This window comes from Pseudopontixanthobacter vadosimaris, from assembly GCF_012979275.1.
In the GTDB taxonomy this organism is placed as follows: Bacteria; Pseudomonadota; Alphaproteobacteria; order Sphingomonadales; family Sphingomonadaceae; genus Pseudopontixanthobacter; species Pseudopontixanthobacter vadosimaris.
The window spans coordinates 201,360-213,624 of the sequence record NZ_JABASZ010000014.1; the positions used below are offsets into that span (position 1 = coordinate 201,360).

Sequence of the window (12,265 nt, forward strand, 5' to 3'; positions counted from 1 at the left end):
TCTGTCGTAACTCCCCCATGCGTAGATCGTGGCTTTTCCCATGCCGCCCTGATGGATGAACCGGCGAGGCCCGTCCACGCACAAGTGCCGAGCGAGCAAGGTGGCGACCAGCGAAAGCGCAGGCTGCAACTATGCGATCCGCCATCGCCTATTATGTGTTGGGATTATGGTGCGCCCGGAAGGATTCGAACCTCCGACCCCTTGATTCGTAGTCAAGTACTCTATCCAGCTGAGCTACGGGCGCCTTGGAGCCGCGGCCTATATGGGCGATGCTCGCGCTTGGCAATCCCCTTGCGCGCTCTTTTCGTCAAAACAGCCGCGAGGCGAGGAACCGGTCCAGTGGCGGCAGCGGCAGGTGGTGCAGGGTTTCCGGACCGTGCCAGGCAAGCTCCGCTCCTTCGGTCGAACGTGGCACGCCATCGTATCGGGACAGGCTGTAAAGAAGTATGACAAGCGGGCGGCCCTGCCCGTCCTCTCCATTATCGGCAAAACCGGCGGGCACCAGTTCTGCTGGATCAACGACAATCTCCAGCTCTTCGGCAAGTTCGCGAACAAGAGCAGATTGCGGGGTTTCACCCGGCTCTACCTTGCCACCGGGAAACTCCCACAGGCCGGCATGATGCTTGCCCCGGGGCCGCTGCTGCATCAGCGCGCGGCCGTCTTGATCGAATATCGCAGCTGCAACGACCATCACCCGTGTCGGCTTTTCTTTCACTTTCATCGCAGGCTTCAACTTCTTGTTAAATGTTCTGAGTCAGAACCAGTCTGATCAGGCCGAATTCGAGGGAAGTTGGATGAAATTGTCACAACTCCTGAATGAAGTCGGGAAAGACGATTCCGGCGCAACAGCAGTCGAATACGGGCTGATAGTAAGCCTTATCGTAATAGCCTGCATTTCCGCCATGTCATCGTTAGCTGATGAGAAAGATGGGTTGTGGGCGACCGTACGCGATGAGACTTCAGCGGTAATGAAATAAGGGTCGGCGGATTTTACATCTTGTAAAGAAGTCTACCCTAATACCGGATTTGCTCTGGCCCAGGACGGTGAGAGCGGGGACACGAAGACTGAACCAGGAGACACCACATGAAGTTTTTCAAGAATCTCGTCGCCGACGAGCAGGGCGCGACCGCAATTGAATACGGCCTGATTGCTGCTCTTATCGCTGTTGCAGCGATTACAGCTATGAACGGCCTCGGTGACCAGCTCAGCAGCACTTTCAACGATGTAAGCACCCAACTTGAAAAGGGCGAAAGGGGCGAGGGTACAACATGATCGGGTGGCGAAGAACAATAAACCGCCAAAATCAGAACGGCGGGGAGCAATCCCCGCCGTTCTTCTTTGCCTTGCTGATACAGAAAATTTCAAAAGCGCCGTTGCCGCTGGACTCAGCGGCTGCGAACCACGATCTTCACCTTCTGCCCCGCCTGCACCACATCGCTGGAGGACAGGCCGTTCAGCACCCGGAACCGTGCTTCCTGTGCATTGGGATAGGCCATCCGGCTGGCAAGCGTGCGCACCGTGTCACCAGCACCGACCGTCACGATATCGAGCCGGCGCGGGATGATCGCATTGGCTTCGGACTGACTGATTCGCTGCATCGAATTGAACATCGGCCCGAAGACATTCGCACGTCCGGCCGGTGCGACCGCCTGAAAATGGAAGGCCTGGTTGTTGCCGAATTCATAGGCGAAAACCGTCAGATCCGTTGCCCCGCCCTGCGCGTTCACCCGCGCCGTGCCATAGGCTGCCGGAATGCCGTTAATTGTCGTGCGCCGGATAGATTGCGGCGTGATCTGCTGTCGCTGGCCGCCCAGCGCGGCGAATACCTGCCGCACATAGGTTTCAATGTTACCGTTATACTGGCCGGTGGTAAGCTGCGCCTGGCCGCTCTGTCCGTTGATTGAAACCGCCCGCGTGCCATTCACCATGTAGAACCCGTTGGGAGCGGTGAACTTCAGGCGGAAATCCGGATGGATGAACTGCTGCCCCTCGATGACGCCCTGCGCCGGATCGTCGCCATAGACGAGCCCGTCGATATTGTTGAGGAACGTATCGCGGCTGAGGATGCCGGTGCCCTGCGCCATCTGCAATGCATTCTGCACCCGGCTCGCCGGATCGGGATGCGTCGAGGCCCATTCCGGGATGGTGGCACTACGGCCCTGGATCTGCGCATCCAGCGCGTTCTGCGCCGCCAGGCTGGCGAGAACCATGCCCATCGCGCGCGGATCATATCCGGCGGAATTCAGATATTGAACGCCCAGCCTGTCCGCCTCAAGCTCCTGATTGCGCGAAAAGCTCAGGGTAAGCAGCTGCGATCCCTGAAGAAATCCGCGCGATAATGTGTCACCAAGACCCGTGTCGCCCAGAAGCACGCCCGAAAGGATGGCCAGGCCTGCTCCGGCCAGCGTGTTGCGCTGCGATGCAGCCTGGCGGCGCTGCGAATGACGGGCGGCTACGTGTCCGACCTCATGCCCCAGCACGGCCGCGAGTTCCGCTTCATTGTTCATCAGCGCGACAAGCTGGCGGGTGGTGTAGATATAGCCGCCGGGGATCGCGAAGGCGTTATTGACGCTGGAATTAACCAGACGCACCTGGAAATCCTCGCGCGCATTGCCCAGCCCGGATTGAACGGCGATATTCTTGCCCACCTGCTCGACATAATCGGCATGACGCCCGGTCATGCGGCCGCCGAATTCGGCCAGCAGCTGCGGATCGGCCTCTGCGCCCTGCTGCGCTTCGGACTGACTGATCGGAGTATTGGCGCTGGGGATGTTTCCGCCGCCAACAGCGGCACAGCCGCTGAGCGAAAGGGCCAGGGCGGCACTGGATGCCAGCGCCATGAATTTGGGGGCGATCTTCCTGGGCAAATCTGTCTTGCTGAAGCTCATCGAATAATTCCTCCGTGAAGCGCACGACGTACCGCCCCGCCCGTGCCGTGGTGTTCCTTGCAAAAAAGCGTGCGGGAGCAGGTCTGGTTCCCGCCATTCTGGCAGATTGCGGAAGCCGGAGCCTAATTCGCGCCGATCGCGAGGAAGCGATCTTCGCGTATCCGCCGCAATTCATCGGCGGGCCTGCCGATCAGCGCATCCAGTTCCTCGGCGATCGCGGTGCCGAGAGCATGGGCTGCGGCCGCCGGATCGCGGTGCGCGCCGCCGACCGGCTCCTTGATGATCCGGTCGATCACGTTCATCTGCGCAAGTTGCTGCGCGGTGATTTTCATCGCCTCGGCCGCATCGGGTGCCTTTTCCGCCGTTCGCCAGAGGATCGAGGCGCATCCTTCGGGCGATATGACGGAATAGACGGCATGTTCCAGCATCAGCACCCGTTCCGCACTGGCAAGCGCCACTGCACCGCCCGAGCCGCCCTCGCCCACGATGGTTGCGACCATGGGCACCGGCAATGCAAGGCAGGCCTCCGTCGAACGGGCGATGGCTTCGGCCTGGCCGCGTTCCTCCGCCTCGATACCCGGAAACGCGCCCGAAGTGTCGACCAGTGTCACCACCGGCAGGCCGAAGCGCCCGGCCATTTCCATGAGCCGGATCGCCTTGCGATACCCTTCCGGCTTGCCCATGCCGAAATTGTGGCGGATGCGGCTTTGCGTATCGTTGCCTTTCTCATGTCCGATCAGCATGACACGGCGCCCGTTCAGCCTGGCGAACCCACCCAGAATTGCCTCGTCCTCGCCAAAGGTCCGGTCTCCGCCGAGCGGCATGAAATCGTCGAAGATATGTTCGACATAGTCGCGGAAATGCGGGCGAAGCGGATGGCGCGCCACCTGCGTTTTTTGCCACGGGGTAAGGCTGCGATAGGTGCTGGCGAGAAGTTCGGCGCTCTTCAGTTCGAGGCGCTGCAATTCTTCGCTGATATCGACATCGTCCCCCTCTGCAGCACTGCGCAGTTCGGCGATGCGGTTCTGCAGTTCGGCAACCGGCTTTTCGAAGTCGAGGAATGTTTTCATGGGCGGTGGCGCTAGTCCGAAAGGGGGCGATCCGCAAGCGGATGCCGCTCATTGACCAGCGCGACCAGCCTTGCGCTGTCGACATGGGTGTAGATCTGCGTCGTCGCAATGTCCGCATGGCCGAGCAGGGTCTGGAGGACGCGCAGATCCGCGCCGCCTTCGAGCAGATGAGTGGCGAAGGCATGGCGCAGGACGTGCGGACTTATCTGCGCCGCAGGTATCCCGGCGCGGGTGGCCAGTTCCTTCAACAGCTGGAACAGGCGCACGCGCGTGAGATGGTGCCTGCCCGATGGAAAGAGATAGGCCGAACCAGTCTGCCGCACGGGTATCCAGCGGGACAGAACCTCCACCGCCCGTCCGCTCACCGGCACCATGCGCGCCTGCCCGCCCTTGCCGGTGACGGTCAGGAACGGCGCGTCGCGCGGCACCGCAGATAGCGGCAGCGACACGAGTTCCGTCGCCCGCAGGCCGGAGCCATAGAGCAGTTCCAGCATGACAAGGGTACGCAGAGGCGCCGGAAGATCGCCCTTCGCTTCGTTTTCCGCCTGTTCGAACAAGGCCGAAACCTGCGCATGATCGAGGATGCGCGGCAGCGGTCTTCTGGTCGCAGGGCGCGGCAGGTGAGGACCGGGATCGGCAGAAATCGTTCCCTCATCCAGGAGGTAGCCGTAGAATTGCCGCAAGGCGGAAGATTTTCTTGCGACCGTTGCGGGGGCGAGATCGCGCCATGCAGCGGCGAGTTGCTTCAGATCATCCGCACCCGCCGCCGCCAGATTGCCGACGATGTCTTCCGCGCCGCGCAGATCGCGGCGGTAGGCTGCGATCGTGTTCGCCGCCGCCCCGCGTTCTGCGGAAAGCATCGCAAGGAAATCCTCGATCAAATCCTGCCCACCTCGCGCTGAACCGCCAATGCAGAATGCGCCGCCCGCCTACCCGCGCGCCACGGCTTCCGCCGCAATCATGCGCGCTTCTGCGCCGAGACCTGCGGCATTCAGCGCGGCGACGATATTATACAGGTGGCGCGGCGTCATGCGTTCCCAGCCATCGCCCTGCATACCGAGCGCGGCCAGATATGACACGAGAACAGGATTACCATAGCTGCCGGCCTGCCTGATCGCCCGGCTCCACTTGGTTTCCCGTCCAAGGCCGAGCCCCAGGCGCTGCGACAGTTCGGAAGCGTCATCGGCACCGAGGCGCCCCAGCCCCGCCAGTCCCGCAACCAGGAAACGCGACTTGTGCTGCCGATCGCTGGCATCTTCATCGATGAACTCGTCAAGCGCGCCCAGTGATATCGATCCCTGCTGGTCCGGCTGTGCCACCGCCAGCAGCGCCCAGGCACCGCCACCTTGCGGCACGTATGGCTGCCATTCCATCGCATCGCGATCGAGGCCGGCGGTCAGCATGGAGGCGATAAGCGGAAAGGCGTCGTCCGCCAGTTCTTCCGCCGGAGTGACCCGGGCTGCGGCATAAGCGGTGAGCACCTGCATTGCGTAATTCGCGCCGCCGCTGTCCCAGATTTGGCGGATGGCGCCAAGCCGGGCCGCCGGATTGTTGCCGACGTAGGCAGTCCGCAATTGCCGCGCGATTTCGGCCGAGGGATCGTCCATGTCCTGCAACTGGTAAATCATCGAATACAGATCGACCAGCGCCGCAGACGAGAGAATGCCTTCGCGGGCCGCCCGCTGCGCGCCCGCCGCCCGGACCGGCAGCGGCAGGGACGGCGTGGTCGCAGCGACCCGCTCGTAATAGGGACCTGCCGAGGTCATCAGCCCTTCGGGCACTTCCTCGTTCAAGGCATTGGCCAGCGCGAACCGCCACGGGTTCAACTCGTCGACATCGTCCCACTCGATGTTGACGGCGCGGCGGCTCCGGCCAGCGGCCCCGGCGTAACGCTGGGCCAGCAGCACGTCGATGGGCGGTGCAATCCCGCGGGAAAATGCCCGCTTCAGATCGCGTTCCGCCCTCGCTCCCTCGCCCGCGAAGGCGTTGCAGATCCCCTGCAGCAACTGCCACTGCGGATCGTCACGCCCGCTCTGCAGCCGCACGGCGGGGCAGGCACCGGTTATGTCGGACGTGGCGAGATATGCCCGCAACGCCGCATCGGTCAGCGCAGGATTGTAATTGGCGGTGTCGACATCCTGGACCAGCGCCCTTGCGACGGCATGTTCACCAATCGTGTTCAGGGCAGCGGCGCGCATGGCTGCAAATTCGACCGGGTCCATCCCGGCAGGCGCAGCGAGGCGGCTGGACAGCGCGCGGCGAAACAGGATGTGCCCCCAGCGCGAGACCAGCGGCCCGTCCACATTGCCCAGCGTGGCCCGAACGAGCGACGCTGGCTGGCGCGCCAGCGATGCCGCGGGCAGCCCCCCTTCGGATCGCGCAATCAGGCCGACCTGCGCCAGCGATCGCTGCGCGCCCGGCGGGATGTCCACCGTGGGGCGCAGGCCGAACAGCTGATCCAGCTCGTCGGTGGACATGTTCTCCAGCTCACGCAGGGTCGGCAGACCATCGGGGAGTTCAGCCGCCGGGGCCGAGGGCTGGAAGGCAGGGCGGGACGGTCGCTGCGGTTCAGAGGCCGGGGTGGACGGGATTTGCTGGATGACCGGTGAACTCGTCGCCGTCGGCAACGGCGATGGTGCAGGTGCGGGCCGCGGAGCCGGTGACGGCGATGGAGACGGTGCCTGTGTGGGGGACGACCTGGGCGTAGGTGCGGGCGCTGGATTGCGGAAGACCGGCGGCAACAGGCTTTCCGGCGCGGCCTGAAGCTGCGGGCCGAACAATCCGATCATCGATCCCGCCACCAGAACGGCGGATGTCGTGGTCAGGAGAAACTTCTTCATCATGCCTGCTCCGGCAAATCGACAGGCTGGGTGATCGGGCGAACGGGTTCCTCGCCGCCATCGAACCATGCATAGATCAACAGCAGCAGAAGTGCCAGCGCGGCACCCAGCAACATCGCGGCACCCCTGCCGATGGTACCATTGCCACCCAAGCCCCGACGGAACCGCTCAAACGCCATCTCTTGCACAAACCTCGTCGCAAGCAAAAACAGGCACGCCCTAGCCGATTCGCACAGCAGCATCTATAGTTGCGGCGACCATGATGCCCCCTCCTTTCACACCATCCGGCCCGAACGGCGAAGCGCCCGTCATGACGCCAGCCGAAATTGGCGCACTGGCCCGGCGGATCGACCGCCCCGTCGTTCTGGTCGGGCTGATGGGTACGGGCAAGAGCACCGTGGGGCGCAAACTTGCCCACCTGCTGGGCACGGGCTTCATCGATGCGGATGAGGCGATCGAAGCCGCCGCGCAGCGCAGCATATCCGAAATTTTCGCAAGCCACGGCGAAACCTATTTTCGCGACGGGGAACGACGCGTCATTGCACGGCTGATGGCGGAACGGCACGGGGTGATTGCCACCGGCGGCGGTGCCTTCGTGGATGCAGAAACCCGCGCCCTGATCCTGGAACGGGGCGTTACCGTCTGGATCCGGGCGACGGTCGACACGCTGGTCAGACGCACTGCCCGCCGGAACAGCCGCCCGCTCCTGCGTGCAGGTGATCCCAAGGCAATCCTGAGCAGGCTGGCGGAAGAGCGCGATCCGATCTACCGGCTGGCGCCTGTCCACGTGAACAGCGAGGAGGGGCCGCATCACGCGACGGCGCTGCGCATTCTGGAAGGTATCGAACGATGGCTGTGATTCCCGTCGCGCTCGAAGGGCGATCCTATCAGGTGCATGTCGGAACAGGGCTGCTGGGCCGGACGGCATCCGTTGCAGCACCGCTGCTGCGGAAGAAGATCGTTCCCGTGATCACCGATGTGAACGCCCGCCACTTTCATGGAGACCGGCTGGCCGATTCGCTGATGCAGGCAGGGCACGAGATCGCCTGGTTCGATGTCGAAAGTGGTGAAGCGTCGAAAAGCTGGGATAATCTGCGCCTTCTTACCGACTGGATGCTGGATCAGGGCGTGGAAAGGGGCGATCACGTCGTGGCGCTGGGTGGCGGCGTCGTAGGCGATCTGGCCGGCTTCGCCTCGGCCATATTGAAGCGCGGCTGCGGCTTCGTGCAGCTGCCCACCACCCTTCTGGCCCAGGTGGACAGTTCCGTCGGCGGAAAGACGGCGATCAACAGCGCGGCGGGCAAAAATCTGATCGGCGCATTTCACCAACCCTCGCTCGTACTCGCCGATATTTCCTGCCTCGGCACCTTGCCACCGCGAGAATTGCGGGCGGGTTATGCCGAGGTTCTGAAATATGGCGTCCTGGGCGATGCCAAATTCTTCGACTGGCTGGAAAGCCACGGCGAAGCGGTGCTGCGGCTTGACAGCCAAGTCACCGAACAGGCCGTGGCGCACAGCATCGCAGCCAAGGCCGCGATCGTGGCCAAGGACGAGAGGGAAACGGCAGGGCTGCGCGCCCTGCTCAATCTCGGGCATACTTTTGGCCATGCGCTGGAGGCCGAGACGGGATTTTCGGATCGCCTGCTGCATGGCGAGGCCGTGGCACTGGGCATGGTGCTGGCCGCGCGCTATTCGGTGCGGGGCGGGCTTCTGCCGGACGAGGCCGCACGCCGGCTAACCCGCGCGGCCGACATGGCCGGGTTACCGTCGGAAATCAGTGCAATGGGCCTCGCCTGCGATGGTGAACGACTGGTGGATCACATGCGTCATGATAAAAAGATGGATGCCGGCACCCTGCCCTTCATCCTGCTGCGCGGCATCGGCGATGCTTTCGTCGCGTCCGATGTTGCGTTGGAAGACGTCGCCCGCTTCCTCGACAGCCAGCTTCAGGCGCATTGATCCCATCCTGCGACCTGGGGCGTAGCAGGGCGCCCCACCATCACTCCAGTTCCAGTATCACCTCGTCCACGGCAAGGCTGTCACCTTCGCCCGCCTTGATGCTGGCGATGATCCCTTCCTTTTCGGCGCGCAGAATATTCTCCATCTTCATCGCCTCGACGGTTGCGAGAGGCTGACCGGGCTGCACGGTTTCGCCTTCTTCGACATGAAGCTTCACCAGAAGGCCGGGCATGGGGCAGATCAGCAAACGCGAAAGATCGGGCGGCACCTTTTCAATCATGTGTTCGGCCAGTGCGGCGATGCGGGTCGGCAGCACGCGGACTTCATGCGCCGCGCCGCGCGTGGTCAGCCGGTAGCCGGTCCGCATAAGGGCAAGCTGCACCGTCATCGTCCTTTCGCCCACCTCCACCTCGATCATGCGGTCGCCGGGTGTATATTCCATCGCCAGCTCGATCTCGACGCCGTCGACCGTGATCGCGTCTTCTTCCATGACGATTTCATAATCACGCCCGCCAAGCCGCACCGTCCAGTCGCCTGTGGGCGGCGTACGTTCGGCAAGTTTCTGATCGATACGGCCGGCGCGATCTTCATCCACGGTGGCGACGACGCCCGCGATCGCCGCAAGCTCCCGCTTCAGATGATCGTCGGCGGCGGCGCCGGTAAACCCATCGGGATATTCTTCGGCAATGAAGCCCGTCGTCAACTCGCCGCTGCGAAACCGGGGGTGCTGCATGATGGCTGACAGGAAATCCACATTGTGGCCAACGCCGCTGATGCGAAACGCATCCAGCGCCTGTACCTGCAGATCGGCAGCGGCGTCGCGGGTTTCGCCCCAAGTCACCAGCTTGGCGATCATCGGGTCGTAGAACATGGACACCTCGCCGCCTTCGCGCACCCCGTCATCGACGCGGATTCCACCGCCGTCCACATGAACGCCGCGACCGTCGTAGGCTTCGGCATCGCTGGCCCAGGGTTCGACCGGCGGATCGTAATGCACCAGCCGACCGATGCTCGGCAGGAATCCGCGATAAGGGTCTTCGGCATAGACGCGGTTCTCGATTGCCCAGCCGTCGATCTTCACGTCGTCCTGAGTCATCGCCAGACGTTCGCCGGCCGCGATACGGATCATCTGTTCGACCAAGTCGACCCCCGTGATTGCCTCGGTGACGGGGTGCTCCACCTGCAGGCGGGTGTTCATTTCGAGGAAGAAGAAACTGTCGCCCGTCTTGTCCGCGCCCGATACGATCAGTTCGACCGTGCCGGCGCTGTGGTAATCGACGGCCCTGGCGAGCGCGATGGATTGCTCTCCCATCTTGCGGCGCATTTCGGGGCTGACGAAGGGCGAAGGCGCTTCCTCTACCACCTTCTGATGGCGGCGCTGGATGCTGCATTCGCGTTCGTTGAGGTAGATGAGGTTGCCATGCTTGTCGCCCAGCACCTGTATTTCGATGTGACGCGGATCTTCGATGAATTTCTCGATAAAGACACGTTCGTCGCCGAAGGAATTCAGCCCTTCACGCTGGGTCGCCTCGAAGCCGTCCTTCACGTCCTGATCGTTCCAGGCGAGGCGCATGCCCTTGCCGCCGCCGCCGGCGCTGGCCTTCATCATCACCGGATAGCCGATGCGGTTCGCCCATTCGAGCGCCTCTGCCGTGTCGGCAATGGCACCGCCGGAGCCGGGCACCACGTTCACGCCGGCCTGTTCGGCCAGTTTCTTCGATTCGATCTTGTCGCCCATGGCCGCAATGGCGCTTGCGGGCGGGCCGATGAAGGCGATACCGGCCTCATCGAGCGCTTCGACGAAGCTGGCCCGTTCGGACAGGAACCCATAACCGGGGTGTACCGCATCCGCGCCGGTCTGTTTGGCTGCAGCGATGATTTTCTCCGCCAGCAGATAGCTTTCGGCAGCAGGCGCGGGGCCGATATGCACCGCCTCGTCAGCCATCTGCACGAAAGGCGCACGGGCATCCGCATCGGAATAGACGGCCACTGTCGCGATGCCCATCCGGCGCGCGGTCTTGATGACCCGGCAGGCGATTTCGCCGCGATTGGCGATCAGGATTTTCTTGAACATCGTCATTCCGCAGGCTCCAGGTTCTTCTGCTGGCGCAAGGGTTCCTCGCCCTTCAGCGCGGTCAGTCCGAGTTTCGCAAACAGCGCTTCGTCGCTGTCGTCACCGGCATTGGGTGCGGTCAGCAGCTTGTCGCCGGTGAAGATCGAATTTGCGCCCGCCAGGAAGCACAGCGCCTGCGTGGCTTCGCTCATGCTCTCGCGCCCGGCGGAGAGGCGCACCATGCTCAGCGGCATTGTAATCCTCGCCACCGCGACAGTGCGGACGAATTCGATATCGTCAATCTTGGCGAGCGGCGTGTCGGCCAGCATGTCGCCTAATACGGTGCCTTTCACCGGCACGAGCGCGTTGACCGGGACGCTCTCGGGATGCGCTTCCAGTGTGGCGAGCGTGTGGATGAAGCCGACCCGGTCCGCGCGCGTTTCACCCATGCCCACGATCCCGCCTGAACAGACGTTGATGCCGGATTTGCGCACATTATCGAGCGTTTCGAGGCGTTCGCCCATCGTGCGAGTGCTGATGACGCGCTCGTAATATTCAGGGCTGCTGTCGATGTTGTGATTGTAATAATCCAGCCCCGCTTCGGCCAGCATATCCGCCTGTTTGGGCGTCAGCATGCCCAATGTCATGCAGGTCTCCAGCCCCATGTCGCGCACGCCCTTCACGATCTCGACGATCTTGGGCATATCGCGGTCCTTGGGATTGCGCCAGGCGGCACCCATGCAGAAACGCTGGCTGCCCTGATCCTTGGCCTGTGCCGCACGCTGGAGGACCGATTGCACCTCCATCAGCTTGGTCGCCTCGACGCCGCTGTCCGCCTTCACCGACTGCGAGCAATAGCCGCAATCTTCAGGGCATCCGCCGGTCTTGATCGACAGTAGCGTGCAGAGCTGGACCTGCTCGGGCGGATGGAACTCGCGGTGGACGGTTGCCGCCCGGAAGAGCAGCTCGGTGAAAGGGAGGTCGAAGAGGTCCGCGATTTCCTCGCGGGTCCAATCGGTGCGGGGCAGATTCAAGTCAGGCAATTCCACGAATAGCAAAGAATGAAATGGTAACGGCGGTCAAACCCATGGTGATCGAACTACCCTTGACCAGGAGGGAGACGACGGCTTCGTACATTCTGTTCGCGCGATAGGAGCCGCCGGCAATCGGTAGTGCTTCGCTAGCGCCTGATGCGGCGGCCAACGCAATTCCTCCGACAAGCACATAGGACGAACCTATCAGGGCTGAGGACAATTCTGCGGACCATGCAGAAGGAATGGACAGATGTTCCCAGAATAAGGCAACGCCGATGAGCGCTGGTCCTGTCTGTACAGCAGTCAGGTGCGCTGAAAGGCCCATCCTCGCGTTGCGAAAAGTTGGGATCAGGAAGCCGAGCAGCAACCCGATCGTAAACAGAACGAATCCTGAAACGCCGAGAAGGACCATGCTCTCGT

At 62.8% G+C, this 12,265-nt stretch carries 14 protein-coding genes and 1 tRNA gene; 5 read left to right on the forward strand and 10 right to left on the reverse strand.

Annotated elements, in window-relative coordinates:
* Positions 1–167: 167 nt before the first annotated feature.
* Positions 168–244: transfer RNA gene (locus HG250_RS03225), tRNA-Arg, on the reverse strand.
* 63 nt (positions 245–307) lie between these two features.
* Positions 308–691, reverse strand: a complete 384-nt coding sequence (locus HG250_RS03230; RefSeq protein ID WP_240956880.1) for a (deoxy)nucleoside triphosphate pyrophosphohydrolase — start codon at positions 689–691, stop codon at positions 308–310.
* A 103-nt stretch (positions 692–794) separates the two neighbouring features.
* Between HG250_RS03230 and HG250_RS03235 the strand changes: the two genes are divergently transcribed.
* Both HG250_RS03235 and HG250_RS03240 read left to right on the forward strand, forming a co-directional pair.
* Entirely contained in the window at positions 795–977 is a 183-nt protein-coding gene (locus HG250_RS03235; protein WP_170002741.1) for a Flp family type IVb pilin, read from the forward strand.
* A gap of 107 nt (positions 978–1,084) precedes the next feature.
* Positions 1,085–1,273 carry a Flp family type IVb pilin gene (locus HG250_RS03240; protein ID WP_170002743.1) on the forward strand — a complete coding sequence of 63 codons (189 nt, stop codon included), beginning with the start codon at positions 1,085–1,087 and terminating at the stop codon, positions 1,271–1,273.
* A gap of 113 nt (positions 1,274–1,386) precedes the next feature.
* On the opposite strand, the gene HG250_RS03245 is transcribed toward HG250_RS03240, so the two are convergent.
* From HG250_RS03245 to HG250_RS03260, 4 genes are all read right to left on the reverse strand, one after another.
* Complete coding sequence (locus tag HG250_RS03245) at positions 1,387–2,889, reverse strand: M48 family metalloprotease (protein ID WP_170002745.1); 1,503 nt, start codon at positions 2,887–2,889, stop codon at positions 1,387–1,389.
* Positions 2,890–3,011: 122 nt separating this feature from the next.
* Complete coding sequence (locus tag HG250_RS03250) at positions 3,012–3,959, reverse strand: acetyl-CoA carboxylase carboxyltransferase subunit alpha (protein WP_170002747.1); 948 nt, start codon at positions 3,957–3,959, stop codon at positions 3,012–3,014.
* An 11-nt stretch (positions 3,960–3,970) separates the two neighbouring features.
* Positions 3,971–4,870, reverse strand: coding sequence for a tyrosine recombinase (locus HG250_RS03255; protein ID WP_338103857.1), 900 nt, complete (start codon positions 4,868–4,870; stop codon positions 3,971–3,973).
* 18 nt (positions 4,871–4,888) lie between these two features.
* On the reverse strand, positions 4,889–6,436 hold the full coding sequence (locus tag HG250_RS03260) for a hypothetical protein (protein WP_240956881.1): 1,548 nt from the start codon (positions 6,434–6,436) through the stop codon (positions 4,889–4,891).
* A gap of 121 nt (positions 6,437–6,557) precedes the next feature.
* Here HG250_RS03260 and HG250_RS03265 point away from each other — a divergent pair, with 121 nt between their 5' ends.
* Positions 6,558–6,722, forward strand: coding sequence for a hypothetical protein (locus tag HG250_RS03265; protein WP_170002448.1), 165 nt, complete (start codon positions 6,558–6,560; stop codon positions 6,720–6,722).
* Between the two features lie 76 nt (positions 6,723–6,798).
* Here HG250_RS03265 and HG250_RS03270 read toward each other — a convergent pair whose 3' ends face one another.
* The gene (locus HG250_RS03270) at positions 6,799–6,951 is read right to left on the reverse strand and encodes a hypothetical protein (RefSeq protein ID WP_170002450.1); all 153 of its coding nucleotides are present in this window, start codon (positions 6,949–6,951) and stop codon (positions 6,799–6,801) included.
* 158 nt (positions 6,952–7,109) lie between these two features.
* On the opposite strand from HG250_RS03270, the gene HG250_RS03275 reads away from it, so the two are divergent.
* Both HG250_RS03275 and aroB read left to right on the forward strand, forming a co-directional pair.
* A complete protein-coding gene (locus tag HG250_RS03275; protein ID WP_170002751.1) occupies positions 7,110–7,658 on the forward strand; it encodes a shikimate kinase in 549 nt (182 codons plus the stop codon).
* Positions 7,649–8,758 carry a 3-dehydroquinate synthase gene (gene aroB / locus HG250_RS03280; RefSeq protein WP_170002753.1) on the forward strand — a complete coding sequence of 370 codons (1,110 nt, stop codon included), beginning with the start codon at positions 7,649–7,651 and terminating at the stop codon, positions 8,756–8,758. Before HG250_RS03275 ends, aroB begins: the two co-directional genes overlap by 10 nt.
* Positions 8,759–8,798: 40 nt before the next feature.
* On the opposite strand, the gene HG250_RS03285 is transcribed toward aroB, so the two are convergent.
* From HG250_RS03285 to HG250_RS03295, 3 genes are read right to left on the reverse strand one after another with little or no spacing between them, the layout of a single operon-like run.
* Positions 8,799–10,832, reverse strand: coding sequence for an acetyl-CoA carboxylase biotin carboxylase subunit (locus HG250_RS03285; RefSeq protein ID WP_170003022.1), 2,034 nt, complete (start codon positions 10,830–10,832; stop codon positions 8,799–8,801).
* 2 nt (positions 10,833–10,834) lie between these two features.
* Entirely contained in the window at positions 10,835–11,845 is a 1,011-nt protein-coding gene (bioB, locus tag HG250_RS03290; RefSeq protein WP_170003024.1) for a biotin synthase BioB, read from the reverse strand.
* Between the two features lies 1 nt (position 11,846).
* The gene (locus HG250_RS03295; RefSeq protein ID WP_170002755.1) at positions 11,847–12,257 is read right to left on the reverse strand and encodes a hydrogenase; all 411 of its coding nucleotides are present in this window, start codon (positions 12,255–12,257) and stop codon (positions 11,847–11,849) included.
* Positions 12,258–12,265 lie beyond the last annotated feature (8 nt).